The following is a 17,406-nucleotide window of genomic DNA, read 5'->3' on the forward strand; positions in this document are numbered from 1 at the left end:
CATGCTATTTTCATAGCCACTAACTATCATTTTATCTTTTCCCGACAAACAGCAATATTGATTCCTCTTACATTATCCTTACATTTTTGTAATGTACAATACCTTAAAATCATTATATTAAAATTATTATTTTCATAATCCGATTCATATACCTTTACTTTGTTCTCACGAAGATGACATCAATATTCTCACACTTAAATAATATATTTATAAATATAAATTCGAAGGATATTTTATAGGTTTTCTAGTCTATTTAAAAAGTTATATAAATCATTAACATTAGAAATGGACAAAAAAAGCCCCTCTGTAATACTTAATAACTTTGCACTTATCATCAGTTTACCTCTTCATTATAATTGTCCAAGATAAAGATAAGATAACAACGATATAAAGATATACCCACATGTTATTAAATTTAGTACCGTTTTACCTTTCCTTATCCCTCTCACTCTTTACTTTACATTAATTCTCTTCGTTTCTAATCCACCTCTGATGGACTCTATATAAAACTATTATTTAGGTTGTATTAAAATAACATATTCTAAATCATATAAATTTGCCTTTGGTTTTGCATAAATAGTATAAGTAAGACCATATTGATCTTGTTCTTGTTCTAGTACCTCTGCTACTTCAAGACCTGGTGGTATTTTCTGACTCAATTCAGAGGTAATAATGCTATCACCTATTTTTATTTCTTTCACTTTATCTGATGGGATATTATCAATTCGAAGGGCCTGTTTTTTCTTATCATACCCTGTAACAAATCCTAAAATGGATGAATTATTTTGAAGGGTGATTGCTAAACGATTCGTTCGTTCATCACTCGTAATTAATTTCACAACAGATGTATATTGATCTACACTATCTACCTTTCCAATAAAACCGTTCACTGTAATAGCAGCCATACCAACCTTTACACCATGTTGTGCCCCTCTCTCAAGAGAGATTTTTCCATACCAATCTTCTGCTTCACGCCTTACTACTGTAGCTTGAATTAGATTGTATTTTCCTTGTTCCTTTAATTCTTTCGTTTTATTGATAAGTTTAGTAAGATTTTCTTTCTCCTCACTTAACATTTGCACTTTACCCTTTAATGATTCTTGATGTTCAATTTTCCCTTTCAATGCTTGATTCTCTTTATATACTTTATAAATGTCTTCTATATTATGAACAATATTTTGGACATGCTTATTATTTGTACATACATACACCGCCAATAAAGCCAAAAGAATAATTGAAAGAAATAATAATATTTTCTTCTTAGAAACCTGCATAATTATCCTGCTACTCCTTATCAATTTTTATCCACACACTATAGGATACTAGTGATTGTATACAGAATAAATGCAGTTTAGATAAAGTTCAGATAAACTTTATTTTCTTTATAAAAAATTTAGAAATTATCATATACTGCCATTGCATTCAAATTTTGATCGTTCAACTTATCATTTCTATAACTAAATATGTTTTATTGTTACTTTTTCTTTCACTTTAGCTGGTATTTCATCACCTTGCACTTCTTCCCATTCCATACCATAACTTCCTTTAGATCTAATCTTTAAATATGCTCCTATTCTTAAATGTTTTGAAGCAGTCATCGCAATCTTTTGCTCTTGACCAGATTCATTATATCCTTTGAATTTATATTCCCATCTAGCAAAACCTTTGTTTTCGGCTCCATATTTACCATCATTATCAACAACAGCATAATAAATACCTTCTTTAATAAATGGATTGAGTTGATCTACAATAGATCCACCCTTCACTATAAGTAATGTAACTCCAACTATAATCAATGCGATAAACGCGCTTATTTTTTTCATGAAACTTTCTATTCTCCTCTTCTCAGATACTTCCACTTAAAAGACTTCCTCTAAATCAATTGTGGCACTATTACTTATTAAAATGTAACCAAATTTCCTAATGCTCTTCTAATTAAATTGGCAATAATATAATAAATTGAATAACCCCATTTTCATGTTTTGCTCGAATTTCTCCTTTGTGCAATTCAACAATGCTTTTTGCAATTGCAAGCCCCAAACCTGAACCTTCTACAGCTCTACTTCTCGATTGATCTTTTTTATAAAAACGCTCAAACAAATTCTCTAATTCTTTTTTTGTAAATTCTTCACTATGATTAGCTATAGAAATTTTGATATGCTGCTCTTCTCTTTGAAGTAAAACCCGAATTTCTGCTTTATCTATACTGTATTTAATTGCATTTATTAAAAGATTTTCAAACACACGCACCATTTTTTCTGAGTCCACCACAGCATATATACGATCTTCCTGAAATTCTTTTACAAAAAAAAGATTATGCTCCTCCGCTTGTGGTACTAGCTCTTCTATTAATTGATCAAGTAGTTCATTTATACACACTTCTTGCGAATCTAACGCCATATTTTCATCTGTTAGTTTTGTATACTCAAACAAATCTTCTATTAACATCTTCAACTGCTCTGATTTTGAAAAGGCAATTTTTATATACTCATCATGCTGTTCTTTATTTTCATATTTCGCATCACCTAGTAAACGTAAATACCCCATAATAGAAGTAAGTGGTGTTCTTAAATCATGTGATACATTTGTAATCAATTCACTTTTTTGCTTCTCTATTTGTTTTTCCTTTTCTATATTAGCCAAGAGCTTTTCTGCCATTTGATTAATATTAGAAGTTAATAAACCTATTTCGTCTTGACCTGCCTGTTTGATTTTATATTGTAAATTACCTTTCGAAAATTCCCTTACTCCTTCTGCCATCGCTTCAATCTGATTCATTTTCCTTTTCGTTATATAAAAGAAAGATAGTATAAAAGTGATAAAACCTAGTAAAGATGGAAATGGACTGCTATCATTCACTATATACTTCACATTTCCTTGTGGTATACCACTTGCAATAATATACATATTTTTCGTATTAACATTAACCGGATAAAAAGTTGTAAACTCCTTACGCTTTTGTTCAGTTCCATCTTGAATTAAATTTTGCGCCTCTACATATCGTACTTGATCCATTTTAAAATCCATCACATTACGCATCGTCTCATGAAGATTGATTTGTTCTTCCGGCGCTCCCTTTGTTTTATAAACGACTTTCCCATCCTCGTCTATTATTAAAATCTTTAGTTGATTTTGTTCATTCAATTGATCAAGCAGTTCTTGTATATTAATTTCCTTACCTTCCTCGGTCATACTTTCAACAAGCCTTTGTGTCTGTCCATCAATGGCTTCCATACCTGATGCATAATCAATGATAGAAATTTTATTCGCATCCTCAAAAAAAGAAGATGAAGACCATCCTACTAATACACCGAGTAACGTACAAAAAGTAAATGTAGCCATTAGCTGTATCCGTATGCTCTTTTCCAAATAACTCACTATTTTACCTGTCATTTTTTTTAAAACTTGATTCATCCATATTATCGGTTCAAATATCTTTCTCAATCTTGTAGCCAACTCCCCATACTGTTTTAATGTACCGAGGCTTCCTTGGAATCGCCTCTATCTTTTCACGTATTTTCCGAATATGTACCATCACAGTATTATCAGATTGGAAAGCTTGCTCTTTCCATACTCTTTCATAAATTTGTGCTGCATTTAATACCATTCCTTGATTTCGTACAAGCAATTCTAATACCTCAAACTCTCTCGGTGTCAATTTCACCTCTTCATTTGCAATAATGACCTGCCGTGTTACTATATTAACTTTCATATCTCCAATCTCTATTTCATTTTCATCTTGTACACTTGTCCCACTCATTTTCATATATCTCCGAAGTTGTGATTTAATACGAGCAATGAGTTCCAGTGGATTAAATGGTTTAGCTACGTAATCATCTGCCCCAGTTGTTAATCCTAAAATCTTATCCATATCTTGCGTTTTTGCCGACAGCATAATAATAGGCATTTCCGCTATTTCTCTCACTTTCATACACATATGAATACCATCTATTTTCGGCATCATAATATCAAGGACGATTAGATGCACGTCTCTTTTCTTTACTATTTCTAAACCTTCTTCACCATCTCCAGCTTGTAATACTTCATAACCTTCATTCTTTAAATAGATAGTGATAAGTTTTCTAATTTCCTTCTCATCGTCCACGATAAGTATCGTTCCTTTACTCACAAAATCTCCTCCAGCATCATTTACCAAACTATGAATGTTGCTTTATTTCACTCACTACGGCATTCTTCTTATGCATATACATATAAGAAATACTACAAACTACAATAACAATGCCACCAAAATATATACCGTACTCGGTCGCAAGTGTTACTATTACTTCTATATGCTTTCCAAATATAGAACCTAGTAAGAAATAAACTAACGTCCATACAAATCCTGTTACATATGAATAAATCGCATACGTTTTAAAAGACATGTTATTCATTCCTACTAAATACGGTACGATATGCCTCACAACAGGTATAAAATAACTTATAACTAATGTATAATGACCATATTTTGCTATCATCTCTTGCGATTTTAAAAGATACTTCGTCTTTTTCTTTTTCATCAATTTATTAAGTATTTTTATGCCAAAAATTTTCCCGAGTATATACCCTAAAGAAAGGCCGGATACAACGCCTAAATACGTTAGTAAAAAGGCGGGAATCAAATCCAATATACCCATCGATGATACTAATCCACCGCTCATTACAATCATTTCATCTGGAATCGGCATACCGATAATACCTAACCATAAACAGAAAAATAAAGCCCAATAACCATACTGCTCAATGTATGACATTAATTCATTTAGCTCCATTATGCATATGCTCTCCTTAGCTCTTTTTTACAGCTAAAGACGTAAGCTGGCGGGAAATTGAACCACACTTTTTCTAGTGTAATTTCAGGGAAGAAATGCTGTATAAATCCTTTTTTCACAAGTGAATATTGAAATGTAATAAATTCTCCATTCTCATGTATCGTTTCCATTACGCTGTTTAAAATGCGCTTTGAAACCTCTTCTGGTAAAGAAGTGAAAGGCAATCCTGATAAGATGTAATCAATACATTCTATATTCAATTGTTCCCTATACTTCTTTATATTTTCCGCTGAGCCATGTATAACAATCACATTCTGCTCATCTTTAAATTTTCTCTTTAACTCTTTGAAAAATACTTCATTAATTTCAATAAGAAGAAATAATGTCTCCTTCTTCTTTCTCTTCATAATTTCTTTCGTAAAAGCTCCTGTACCCGGCCCTAGCTCTACAATGCATTTCGCTCTATTAAAATCAATTACATCTACCATCTTCTTTGCTAATATTTTTGAACTTGGCGCAATTGCACCAGTATGTTTCGGATGTTTAATAAATTCATGTAAGAATGTTATGAGTTGCATGTAACCTTCTCCCCATTCGTTCAATAGTTTTTAACTTGTTTCTAAGTATAACTATCGTTTCTTAATAAAAATTGAGGAAGTTTCTTAAGATTTTATGAAGAATAAAAAAACAGCTATCCCTATTACGATAGCTGTCCCTTTATTACTTCGCACTCACGATTTTATAATAAGAACGAACTGTGATGAAGTAATATCCAATATAAATAACACTATATACTCCAATACTAATTAAAAGCGGAATCATAATTTCAAATGGCAGTATGTTCCCTAAACCTTTTAATGCAAACAAGCTGTGCAGAATTCCGATTACTAGTGGAATTGCAAAGATAAAGCTCACTTGTTTTGCAATAGCTTTTTTCATTTCTTGTTTCGTTACCCCGACTTTATGAAGGACAATGTAACGATCACGGTCAGCACTTGCTTCTGTAAGCTGCTTAAAGTAAATGATTGAGCCTGTCGCTAATAGGAAGACTAAACCTAAGAATAGTCCGATGAACATCATTAGTCCAGTTGCTTCCAGTCCCATATGGAAACCAGTATAGAAGTCTCTAAATGGTGGTGCCATTTCTGATACACCAGTTGGCATCACTTTTGCTAATTTTTCCGTTAACACTTTACTGTTTCTTTCATCTTTTACATCAATATTTTTTACAATACGTGTTCCAAATGCTTGTTTCGCTTGTTCATACATTTCATCTGAAACGACAACAACTAGTTCACCTAAGTTTGTAATTGCATTATTATTTGCACCTTGGATCTTCAACGTCTTCGTTTCATTTTCAATTTGGAATACCGCTTTATTTCCTTTATATTCGGGGCTAAACTCATACCCTTCCATATAAGAACTATCATATATAAATGCTTCGCCAGTAGCTACATTCACTGTTTCCGCATCAATTTTTTTAGCAAGCTTGTTAAATTCAGATTGAGACATAAATTGATATTTCTCTGAAATCGTGTAATTCATATTAAGAATGAAATCAACTTTATCTCCTTCAAACTTCCCTTTTACAGGAACTGTCTCAATTTCAACTTGATCTTTGATCGGATGATCTTTCTTCTCTTCTGCAAAAATCGCATTTACTTTCTTATCAAGCTCTGCATCTTTTTTCTCGTAAGAATAACTGTATGGCATAGCTGCTTTTGATTGTGTAAATGTGTTGTAATACATCGTAACTGACGTACCAACCGCTGTTAATGTTACCGCACTTAAAATAGAAATCGTCGCAAGTGACTTTGCATTTCCTTTAATACGATATAGTAACTGTGACGTCGTTACCATATTCATACCGTTATAAAACGATGATTTATTATTTCTTGCACGTTTCAATACGAATACTGTAAAGAACATAAATAGTAAATACGTACCTAATACTGTCGCAAGTAATATATAAAGTGCGACTGCCATAAAGTTTGCATACATAACTGCTTTCATAAACATTAACGCTAAGAAATAACCTGAGCCGATTAAGAAAACTGAAATTAACGCCATAATGACAGATCCTTTTGGCATTGCTTCTCCTTCACGTTCTGCGCGGAAAAGTTCAATTAACTTAAAGCGATAAATTAAACGATATCCTTGGAGTGATGTATATAAAATAATCACAAAGAAAATAATTGCTGTATCAATAATTGCTGCCATTGGTACTTCAAAATGAACGTTTAAATTTAATCCCATCATATTTACTAATAACTCAAGGAATAATTTCGAAAGGACACTACCGATCGCAATCCCAATTACTAATGACATTAATCCCATTAACATATTTTCATAAAAGAGCATTTTACCAATTTGTCTTTTTCGAATACCTAATAACGAATATAAGCCAACTTCTTTTTTACGTTTACGTGTAAAGAATCCGTTCGAATATATAATAAACACTGCTACGAAAATGATAAGCATCACACTGGAAACTTGAAATGCACCACTAATCTTTTTAGAAGCTTCTGCTGCTTTTTCCATTTGTGAATTATATTGCAGTGCTTTAAATGTAAAATAAATAACAATACTAAAAATCATAGATGCGAAATATACAAAGTAGTCTTTAAAGTTCCGCTGTATGTTGCGGAGGGCAATGCTAGATAAGGTCATCAGCCATACCTCCAGAAATAGAAGACATTACGTCCACGACTTTTTGGAAGAACTGTTTACGCGTTGATTCACCGCGGTGCAATTCTTTATATAGTTCACCATCTTTAATGAAAATAACTCGTTTACAATAACTTGCTGCAAATGCATCATGCGTTACCATTAAAATTGTTGAGTTATCATATTCATTTAATGACTTCATACTTTCAAGTAAATCTGTTGCAGATTTAGAATCAAGCGCTCCAGTTGGCTCGTCTCCGAAAATCATACTTGGATTCGTAACAATTGCACGTGATGCTGCGCAGCGCTGCTTCTGTCCACCCGACACTTGATATGGGAACTGACTTAAAATATGATCAATACCGAATTTCTTTGAGATTTCAAGAACGCGGCGATCAATCTCACTCGCTTTCACCTTTGATAACGCAAGTGGTAAAGCGATATTCTCTTTCACTGTTAACGTATCTAATAAATTATAATCTTGGAAAATGAAACCTAAATGATCGCGGCGGAATAACGCTAACTTATCATCATTCATCTTCACAATATCTTTTCCATCAATTAAAATTTCACCGTTCGTCGCATTATCAATTGTAGAAAGAACATTTAGTAAAGTCGTCTTACCAGAACCAGAAGGTCCCATAATTCCAACGAATTCACCTTCTTTTACTTGTAAGTTAATACCTTTTAACGCTGCAAATTTATTACCACCCGTGTCATACACTTTTTCGATATTTTTTGCTTCTAACACTGTTTTCATCTCGACATCCCTCATTTCTTCTATTCTCTATTTTCAACTATATACACTCTCTACTCTTGCCACTATCGATGTTTCTTACACAAACATGACAGTTATGTAAGGCACATAAGTAAAGACATCAAAAAGTTAACATAATGAATTAAAGTACTTTGCTACTATAACATTGGGATATCATACCATCCATTCATTCTCCTTACAGGAACATTACAATTTTGTAAGGTAAAAAATGCACCTACAAAGTTGTGCACGAAATGTCGGATGGGGTTATTTCGTTCCTGTTATTCTATGTACAGAGGAGGTCATAATATGGATTCACTTAAAAATATGAATAATGCAATGCACTATATTGAAGGTAACCTTACGAATGAAATTGATTTTAAAGAAGTTGCGAGGCTAGCTCTCTGTTCTGAGTATCACTTTAAAAGAATGTTTTCGTTTTTAGCAGGCATATCACTATCTGATTATATTCGCTGTAGACGTCTTACTCTCGCTGCCTTTGAACTAAAAAACAGCAATGTAAAAGTCATTGATGTCGCTATAAAATATGGCTACAACTCACCAGATTCATTCGCTCGTGCATTTCAAAACTTGCACGGTATAACACCTTCAGAGGCCCGAAATAGTAGCCATTCTTTGAAGGCTTATTCACCAATGACCTTCCAGTTATCCATTCAAGGAGGAAATGAAATGAATTATCGAATTGAAGAAAAAGAGCCATTTCGAATTATAGGTATTACAAAACGAGTATCAATCGTTTTCAATGGTGTAAATGAAGAAATCGCTTCTATGTGGAAAAGTTTAAACCCAGACTCCATTCAAACATTAAAGTCCCTTTCAAACATTGAACCTACTGGAATTATTAGTGCCTCTACTAATTTTTCTGAAGGGAGAATGGAGGAAAAAGGAGAACTTGATCACTATATTGGAGTAGCCACAACGAAAGATTGTCCAGAGCAATTCGCGCAACTTGAAGTCGCAGCTTCAACATGGGCTATATTTGAAGCTGTCGGTCCATTTCCTGATGCATTACAAAATGTGTGGGGACGTATTTATTCTGAATGGTTCCCTTCTTCGAACTATGAACTAGCAGAAGGACCAGAGATATTGTGGAATGAAAGTAAAGACGTATCCTCTCCGAATTTCAGAAGTGAAATATGGGTACCTGTTTTAAAAAAGTAATATAAGAATCTAACCTTTCCAAAATAAAGAAGCTACTCTTCCTTTTTAAAGGAAAAGCAGCTCCTTTATTTTATACTTCTTCTCGACTCGTTCTTATACAAGAAAATAGTAATAATCGTAAGCACTATAATAACTGCAAAAGTAAATACTCTGTAGTTCGAGATAGTAGCAGTACCAATTAACAAGGCAGGTATAACCGCCACAATTAAGCCGCCAAACATACCAACAAACGATCCTATACTTTGTTTTACTACTTGAGTTTCTGATATCCAATCATAATAACCAAATCGATTATTAATGAAAATCCCCCATACTGCTGAAAATAATGAATATATTATCGGTGTTATGACGATGAAAAGAGAACTCCAAACATCTAGCTTTAACCCGATTATTAGTAATACAGCACTAATAAGTGATGCAGGTATACTCAATGAAAGATTCATAAGAATTTTACTATCATAAATCACCTTTGGCGCTATAGGCAATGATTTAATAATCCATACATTTTTTCCTTCTAAAGACAATGACACACATGTTGTACATGTCATCGAAATCGCTGCTGCAATAGCAAATGGGGCAATTTTTTGCAACAGGGGCTCAATTCCAGGATACGCTATTAATTGGCTTGGTCCTACTACAACTATAGCTAGCGAGAAAGCTAGCGCCATCACGACTCCCATTCCACTATTTATAACATACACTGTAGAAGAGAAGAAACGTGTCAGCTCTTTTTTATACAATGCGACCAATACACTCTCTTTTTTCATGCTATTAATCTCATAATTTGAAAGCATATGATAAGTGGTGATCCCTGTGTTTATTTGCTTATATTTTAACGAAAGTATTTTTATAAAAAGATAATACCAAATCACTGATATCCCCACAAATAAGATGAAAGCTACCATATCAGCATTAACAATTGCTTTTTGAAACATGTTAGCTAATGGATACACTTTAGTTAATTGCTCCGAAACAATTGCACCAATTCCGTTCATATCATTAAGGCTATATTGAGCATTTCCGTTTTTTAGCATAAAGGAACCGAATGTAATAATTACTATAAAACTTAAAATCGTAGTTATTTTATTCGTATTTTTAAATTTAGAAGCGATTGCCGTAATCGAAGCTCCAAAGATTGCTGCGATTGTTGTTGGGATTAAAGATGCGATAAACATACTGATGAACCACATAAAGTAAAAAGAAACTGATGGATTTTCATGTATACAATACACAACTCCCATTGGTAGCATGATTATGATTGAAAAGATTGTATTCAGCAGGTATAAATACAAAAATCTACTTGCAATAACAGTACTTACGCGAATCGGCAATGACATTAAAAAGTCGTAATCCTTAAAAGCAAAAATTTCTCCATTTGCCTTAAATATAGTGAAAAACAACGTTAATACACTGCTAATAACTAGTGCATAGACGGGAATAATTTCACTCATTCCTAGTTTTACCAACCCATATGCCGAAGCTCCGCAATATAACATTAACATGACACCAACTAGAGCAATAGATGCTGTCAGCAAAATCTTATTCTGCTTCTTTTTCTTATCTTTTTCGTATTTAAAGGTGTTTAAACCGAGCTGCGTTATCAACCGAATTTTCAAAAGACCTAAACTATTAGTATTCATTAGCAAGCTCCTTCATAAAGAGCTCTTCCAATGAGCCTTCCTTAATTAAAGAATTTACTTCTCCTGAAAGTGCTAATTTCCCTCTATTAATCATCGCTACTTTATTACATAACTTCTCAGCTACATCTAAAACGTGCGTAGAAAAGAAAATCGCACTTCCTTTTTCACAAAGCTCTTTCATAATACCTTTCAATACTACGGCTGCCTTTGGATCAAGACCAACGAAAGGTTCATCTAAAACTAATAATTTTGGTTTATGTAAAACCGCCGATATAATCGCTACTTTTTGTTTCATACCGTGTGAATAAGAAGATATTAAGTCCCCTAAGTACGGTGTAATCTCAAAAGCATCCCCATACTTCTGTATCTGTTCTTCCCGATCCCTCGCAGGCACTTTAAACACATCCGCAACAAAGTTCAAATATTGAATTCCTGTTAATTGCTCATATAAATCTGGATTATCAGGAATATACGCCATTACTCTCTTACATGCAATCGGATCCTTTTTTACTGAATGTCCATCAATAAAAATTTCACCCTCTTCAAAATCTATAACTCCTACTAACGACTTAATTGTTGTACTTTTCCCCGCACCGTTATGTCCAATAAATCCAAAGATATCCCCTGCTTTAACAGCAATATTCAAATGATCAACTGCTTTCTTACCGTCTTTATATGTCTTGCTAAAATTTATAATTTCTAACATGTAAATCCCCCCAAATCACCTTTTCGATTGAATTTTCAGACCTTAAAACGAAAAATTTACTCAGTGAGCTTTTCATTATTCCCACTGAGTATTAAAATCCCTTAACACATAGAAACTATAAATATAAAATTTGACTAATATAACTCACATTTGTATTTCTTTTTTATACAAAACGTAAGAATATAAATTCGTTATAATGACAGCAACTACTATAATCCCAAGCATTATATAAGTTCTCCAATCAGCCGGAGCGAAAACACTTATAATCATAATAACTCCTAACGCCACAAATACTTTTCCGCTAAACCGATGTGTTTTCCGCCATACTTCTTCATTACTTAACGTCCATGGATTACGCATCCCGACAAAAAAGTTTGGCTTACACTGTGGTAAATAATTACCCATTACTAAAAATAAAACACCAACTAATAATTCAGGCACCCGATTAATGAATAAGTTATATCCTAATCCACTTGTAATAATATCTATATTTCCTACAAATAGTAGCAATAGTACCCCATTATTCATCATCATAAAGGCTTTAGAAAATTTCTCGTAATTTGCTTTCCTTGGATCAATCTTTGGTATCACATTTAGAAATATATATAATGCAATCATAATTCCGACCATAGAAACCATTCCATAAAATTTAGACGAATAGCCATCTACCTTACCGCCGCTCCAATGTGTCGCAATTGTATCCGGCAAATGCGGCCAAGCAAACGCCCAAGCTAAACAAGTTATAACGATTAATAAGATTGCAAAAAGATGTTTTTTCATTTCCCCTCTTCCCCCTTATTCGTAAATGTAAACACCCAAGTCAACAAATCTTGAAAGACCGTTGTGTTTAAAGAGTACACAACGAATTGCCCTTTCTTTTCATCTTGAATAAGTTCAGCATTTTTAAGTGCGTTTAAGTGGTGTGAAATACTTGGTTTTGTCATATTGAAATGTTCAGCGATCTCACCAGCGGTTAGATCGCCTTCTTTTAATAAATCTAAAATTTTTCGCCTTGTTGGATCTGCTAATGCTTTGAATGCTTGATTCAATGTCTTTCTTCCCCTCATTAATTAGACATTTAGATATTTATCTAAATGTTAAAATGATTTTAGTTAATTGTCAATCATCTATACGCCCCTTTTTATTTTGTACCCTACGCCAATTACTCTATATTGAATAAAATCTAAAGATTACGCAGGTTAAAAAGGAAAGCAGCTCTTCTGTTTCTTTTCTTAATAATACTTTTTCTGGAACTTCTACAACTGTCTCATCACTTAGTTGTTGTTTTTCAAATAAGTGCAGCCTCTTCCATATGTGTTTTCTCCATTGACTAATCTGTTTGTAAACAATTCCATTCAACCAAAATAGAAACGGTCTAGATTGATCATATGTTGAAATAGATTTCCAAAGTTGAAAGTAGATTTCATTTACGATTTCATTTGTATCATGCCGATTTTTAACTATAGCAAAGACGGTTTCATAGACTCTCTGACTCGTTAAGTTAAATATAAATTCAAAAGCCTCCTCGTCACCTTTTAGTAAACGCTCTATCCAAATATGTATATCTTCATTACTTGCCAAGTAGTGCCCCCTCCTTAACGATGTTCTCACTATATATTGGACGGTAAGCAAAATAAAGTTCCAAATTTCATAAAAAATATAATACTTTTTATTCATTCATATATTTAAAAGGAAAATATATTGAATTATTCCTATAATACTTTTTACTTTTCTAACTTTTAACCTATACTGTTTACTAGCTTATCTTTCAACATAATGAAAAGACTTGAAACACATGATACACTATAGCTACAATTGTTTTTTTTGAGGAGGAATATACATATGTATAAAATTTTAATCGTTGAAGACGATCCAAATATTTCATCATTACTGCAATCTCACATTCAGAAGTACGGTTATGAGGCTGTTGTAGCGGAGAATTTCGATGATATTATGGAATCGTTTAACGCTGTGAAACCACATCTTGTTTTACTTGATGTAAACTTACCGAAATTCGATGGTTTCTACTGGTGCCGTCAAATTCGTCATGAATCTACTTGTCCAATTATTTTCATTTCAGCGCGTGCTGGTGAGATGGAACAAATTATGGCGATTGAAAGCGGTGCGGATGATTACATTACAAAGCCGTTCCACTACGACGTTGTAATGGCGAAAATCAAAGGACAATTACGCCGTATTTACGGTGATTATGCACCAAATATTTCTGAACGTATCGTTGAAGTAGAAGGGTTAAAACTATTTCCAGAACGTCCAGAAATTCATTTTGGATCTGAACAAGTTCTTTTAACGAAGAAAGAAGCTATTTTAGCAGAAATGTTATTATCAAAATTCCCTCGTACAGCGAGCCGTGAAGATTTATTAGCTGCGCTTTGGGATGATGAAAGTTTCGTTGAGGAAAATACATTGAACGTAAACATTACGCGTCTTCGTAAAAAGTTTAATGAGCTTGGTATTGAGAACTCTATTGAAACAGTACGTGGACTTGGATATCGCTTTAACGCAACTTGGAGTGAATAAGCATGAAGCTATTTTTACGTGATCATTTTGCATTTTTCCTACTGTACGTATTAAACTTCGGTATCATCTTCGTTCTTTATGATGCAGTAGATGGATTTCAAAACAATAAATTTTACTTCGTTGTTTTAAGTTTATACTTATTTATTTGTTTCCTCGCTTATCGTTACGTTCGCAATCGTAGAATGTACCATAGATTAAGTGAGCAACCAGAAAAAATGGAAGATGCGTTTATTGAAAGAGCGACTGCTCCGATGCCTCACGGTGTCAATGAACTCGTGCGTACGCAGTACCGCCTCTTCCAAAAAGAACTACAATCGTATGAAGTAAAACAACAAGAACATCAATTATTTATTAACCATTGGGTACATCAAATGAAGACACCTGTTTCTGTTATGCAGCTTATGGTGCTAGAAATGGAAGACGAGCATTTAATTCCAAAGTTTAAAAAAGAATTAGAGCGTCTAAACCAAGGGCTTGATATGGCTTTATACATGGCTAGGTTAAATAACTTCCATGAAGATTTCCATGTCGAGACGATTTCATTAAAAGATACGGTAACAAAAAATATTAACGGATTAAAAGAACTATTCATTCGTAATGGTGTCTTCCCTGTTTTAGAAGTCCATTCTGATTTAAAAGTTGCTTCTGATGCAAAATGGCTAAAATTTATCATCTATCAATTAATGACAAATGCTGTTCGTTACTCTGGTGAACGCGGAAAGAAAGTTTTCTTATCTGCTTATCGAAACGGAAAAGATATTATTTTAGAAGTTCGTGATGAAGGTGTTGGTATTCCGCAAGAAGATATTCGAAGAGTATTTGAACCGTTTTACACTGGGAAAAACGGTCGCGCATTCGGAGAATCTACTGGTATGGGACTTTATATTGTAAGTAAAATTTGTGATTATTTAGGTCACTCTGTCAAACTAGATTCTGAAGTTGGTAAAGGAACGACGATTAAAATCATCTTCCACAACGCTGCAAATAATCAAGCAGAACATACGGAGAAGGTGACCGAAGCATGATCGTAACATATGCAAGCAAAATGTATGAGAACTCAATCTCATACATTTTTTGCAATACAACTACTTCTATATCTTCTAGCCGGAGGTATAATCTATGACATTTTGGCAATTTGCATTTAAAAATGTAACGCGTAATTCAAGAGCTTATTTTGCTTACTTTGTAAGTAGTTCCTTTTCCATTGCTGTGTTCTTTTCATTTGCTGTTTATTTGTTTCATCCGAAATTACAAAATTTTAGCATGACCTCTGAAATTTCAGGATTAATGATATTTTCAGAAGTAGTAATTGTATTTTTCTCTTTCTTCTTTTTACTATATTCCATTGGTACTTTTTTAAAAGTTAGAAAAAAACAATTTGGTGTTTTGACCATTTTAGGGATATCGAGAAAACAATTACATCGTCTTGTTTTTATGGAGAATATGTTAATCGGGATTTTATCTATCTTTTTCGGCATGCAGTTTGGAGTTGTTTTTTCTCAATTTTTCTTATTAGTAACATCCAAACTTACGCATGTTCCAGGAATATATTTATACGGTCCTACTAACGCGTTTATTTTAACAACCATTGTTTTCCTTAGTCTTTTTATCATTGTATCTGCATTCACACCAATGCTTATTCGTACAAAAAAAGCGGTACACCTTTTAAAAACAAATGGTGGAAAACAAAAAGAAAGAAAACCCTCCATACTTGTTTCATTATTTGGTGCGATTTGTTTATTTGGTGGTTATGCGTTAGCTGGAAATCCTAAATATTTCGTATCAGTAAGCCCGCAAATCGGTGTTATATATATGGTTTCAAGTATTTTCGTTATCCCAATGCTTGTTACAATCGGAACATATTTCTTCTTTTCACAAATTAGTTTCTTACTGATTTATATTTTAAAGAAAAGAAGGAAGTTTTATATGAAACGGATTAATATGCTTTGGATTTCGGATTTAGCGAGCCGTATTCGAACGAATATTAATATGCTTTTTATTGTAGCGATGCTATCTACGATCGCTTTCACAATGATTACGTTTCTATATGGATTCGGGAAATTTATTAAGCTAGAAGTTAATAGAACTTCTCCTTTTCCAATTTCTTATTTTTCTTATGATGCGAACCCTTTTGTTACAGAGCATTTAAATTGGCTTGAGCAACAATTACAAAAAGAGCATTTCCCTTATCAAAAAATAGAAGCTGATATATATGAAACACCACTAAAAGAAGATAAAGATATAGCCATTTATAATGACGTATACGCAATTAAGCAAAGTGACTATAACAAACTTGCAGATTCTTTACGAATGAAACAACTATTTATGGATGATAACGAAGCATATGTGCTAACAGGGACATCTTATATCACCATATTCAACGAATTTGAGCAAAGCTACAAAAGAGATTACATTACACTCTCTAGTACAAATACGAAATTACGAGTGAAAGGCTATGAGCATGTAAACGCAATCCCATCTGACTTTTCATATCAAACGATAGTGTTGCCTGATATTATCGTAAATAACTTACCTAACACCGTAAAACATATATCAGCATACAATTACAAAATTCAAAACTGGGAACAGACATATGAAATTGCTGATAATTTTATAGAAAAGGTGCAAAAAGATCGAAATAAATCCCAGTATGAAGGACCTCTTATTCGATCCTTTGAATCAGCAGGATCGTTATACAAAATAACATCTGGTAGTGCCGCATTCTTCTTAATCGGGACATTTTTAGGAGTTATCTTCTTCATTGGAGCTGGTAGCGTTCTTTACTTTAGAATGTATACGGATTTGACGAACGAACAAGAGAAATATATAACGATTTCTAAAATCGGTGTAACAGATACAGAGATGAAACGATCTGCAACCATTCAACTTAGTATTTTATTTTTCATTCCGTACATTATGGCATCCATTCATACAATGTTCGCAACAAAAATGCTACAAGATGTAATTGGTTTATCTCTGTTCAAAGAAGTTTCAGCCGTTCTTATTATTTTTGGATTCGTTGAAATCGTATTTTTCTTATTTATTCGTTCACTTTATATGCAAAAATTATCACAGTACACGAGTGGACAAAATATTTAAAACAAACTTGATGAAAAGAGTATTTCTTATGCTCTTCTCATCTTC

General features: G+C 33.1%; 17 protein-coding genes. 4 read left to right on the forward strand and 13 right to left on the reverse strand.

The annotated features are described in order from the left end of the window. Nucleotides 1–512 precede the first annotated feature (512 nt). From mreC to NZ044_RS23850, 8 genes are all read right to left on the reverse strand, one after another. Nucleotides 513–1,274 carry a rod shape-determining protein MreC gene (gene mreC, locus NZ044_RS23815; RefSeq protein ID WP_001198147.1) on the reverse strand — a complete coding sequence of 254 codons (762 nt, stop codon included), beginning with the start codon at nt 1,272–1,274 and terminating at the stop codon, nt 513–515. Nucleotides 1,275–1,457: 183 nt separating this feature from the next. After that, a complete protein-coding gene (locus tag NZ044_RS23820; protein WP_000723891.1) occupies nt 1,458–1,823 on the reverse strand; it encodes a YxeA family protein in 366 nt (121 codons plus the stop codon). Nucleotides 1,824–1,935: 112 nt separating this feature from the next. Then, on the reverse strand, nt 1,936–3,444 hold the full coding sequence (locus NZ044_RS23825; protein ID WP_001225802.1) for a sensor histidine kinase: 1,509 nt from the start codon (nt 3,442–3,444) through the stop codon (nt 1,936–1,938). Continuing rightward, nucleotides 3,428–4,129 carry a response regulator transcription factor gene (locus NZ044_RS23830; RefSeq protein WP_000033682.1) on the reverse strand — a complete coding sequence of 234 codons (702 nt, stop codon included), beginning with the start codon at nt 4,127–4,129 and terminating at the stop codon, nt 3,428–3,430. The genes NZ044_RS23825 and NZ044_RS23830 overlap by 17 nt, the downstream gene beginning before the upstream one ends. 28 nt (nt 4,130–4,157) lie before the next feature. Beyond that, nucleotides 4,158–4,772 carry a DedA family protein gene (locus NZ044_RS23835; protein ID WP_000422376.1) on the reverse strand — a complete coding sequence of 205 codons (615 nt, stop codon included), beginning with the start codon at nt 4,770–4,772 and terminating at the stop codon, nt 4,158–4,160. After that, nucleotides 4,772–5,350, reverse strand: a complete 579-nt coding sequence (locus tag NZ044_RS23840) for a class I SAM-dependent methyltransferase (protein ID WP_001176071.1) — start codon at nt 5,348–5,350, stop codon at nt 4,772–4,774. The genes NZ044_RS23835 and NZ044_RS23840 overlap by 1 nt, the downstream gene beginning before the upstream one ends. Nucleotides 5,351–5,492: 142 nt before the next feature. Continuing rightward, on the reverse strand, nt 5,493–7,442 hold the full coding sequence (locus NZ044_RS23845; protein ID WP_000176146.1) for an ABC transporter permease: 1,950 nt from the start codon (nt 7,440–7,442) through the stop codon (nt 5,493–5,495). Next, complete coding sequence (locus tag NZ044_RS23850) at nt 7,429–8,199, reverse strand: ABC transporter ATP-binding protein (RefSeq protein ID WP_000859656.1); 771 nt, start codon at nt 8,197–8,199, stop codon at nt 7,429–7,431. Before NZ044_RS23850 ends, NZ044_RS23845 begins: the two co-directional genes overlap by 14 nt. Before the next feature lie 306 nt (nt 8,200–8,505). Here NZ044_RS23850 and NZ044_RS23855 point away from each other — a divergent pair, with 306 nt between their 5' ends. Continuing rightward, nucleotides 8,506–9,378 (forward strand): AraC family transcriptional regulator, encoded by an 873-nt coding sequence (locus NZ044_RS23855; protein WP_000377725.1) that lies wholly within the window; start codon nt 8,506–8,508, stop codon nt 9,376–9,378. Between the two features lie 65 nt (nt 9,379–9,443). Here NZ044_RS23855 and NZ044_RS23860 read toward each other — a convergent pair whose 3' ends face one another. The 5 genes from NZ044_RS23860 to NZ044_RS23880 all read right to left on the reverse strand — a co-directional run bounded on the left by NZ044_RS23860 (nt 9,444) and on the right by NZ044_RS23880 (nt 13,305). Beyond that, nucleotides 9,444–11,018 carry a hypothetical protein gene (locus NZ044_RS23860; RefSeq protein ID WP_001095680.1) on the reverse strand — a complete coding sequence of 525 codons (1,575 nt, stop codon included), beginning with the start codon at nt 11,016–11,018 and terminating at the stop codon, nt 9,444–9,446. Further along, nucleotides 11,008–11,724: an ABC transporter ATP-binding protein gene (locus tag NZ044_RS23865; RefSeq protein WP_000889752.1), complete on the reverse strand. Its 717-nt coding sequence runs from the start codon at nt 11,722–11,724 to the stop codon at nt 11,008–11,010. The genes NZ044_RS23860 and NZ044_RS23865 overlap by 11 nt, the downstream gene beginning before the upstream one ends. A gap of 144 nt (nt 11,725–11,868) precedes the next feature. Beyond that, entirely contained in the window at nt 11,869–12,504 is a 636-nt protein-coding gene (locus NZ044_RS23870; RefSeq protein ID WP_000716351.1) for an SdpI family protein, read from the reverse strand. Beyond that, nucleotides 12,501–12,773, reverse strand: a complete 273-nt coding sequence (locus NZ044_RS23875) for an autorepressor SdpR family transcription factor (RefSeq protein ID WP_001070526.1) — start codon at nt 12,771–12,773, stop codon at nt 12,501–12,503. Before NZ044_RS23875 ends, NZ044_RS23870 begins: the two co-directional genes overlap by 4 nt. Before the next feature lie 118 nt (nt 12,774–12,891). Next, entirely contained in the window at nt 12,892–13,305 is a 414-nt protein-coding gene (locus tag NZ044_RS23880) for a sigma factor (RefSeq protein ID WP_098506020.1), read from the reverse strand. A gap of 261 nt (nt 13,306–13,566) precedes the next feature. On the opposite strand from NZ044_RS23880, the gene NZ044_RS23885 reads away from it, so the two are divergent. From NZ044_RS23885 to NZ044_RS23895, 3 genes are all read left to right on the forward strand, one after another. Continuing rightward, nucleotides 13,567–14,262: a response regulator transcription factor gene (locus NZ044_RS23885; RefSeq protein ID WP_000276738.1), complete on the forward strand. Its 696-nt coding sequence runs from the start codon at nt 13,567–13,569 to the stop codon at nt 14,260–14,262. Between the two features lie 2 nt (nt 14,263–14,264). Then, entirely contained in the window at nt 14,265–15,287 is a 1,023-nt protein-coding gene (locus tag NZ044_RS23890; RefSeq protein WP_000765341.1) for a sensor histidine kinase, read from the forward strand. A 94-nt stretch (nt 15,288–15,381) separates the two neighbouring features. Next, a complete protein-coding gene (locus tag NZ044_RS23895; RefSeq protein WP_000145077.1) occupies nt 15,382–17,361 on the forward strand; it encodes an ABC transporter permease in 1,980 nt (659 codons plus the stop codon). Nucleotides 17,362–17,406 lie beyond the last annotated feature (45 nt).

The sequence above is a fragment of the Bacillus sp. FSL K6-1338 genome, assembly GCF_038006965.1.
In the GTDB taxonomy this organism is placed as follows: domain Bacteria; phylum Bacillota; class Bacilli; order Bacillales; family Bacillaceae_G; genus Bacillus_A; species Bacillus_A thuringiensis_S.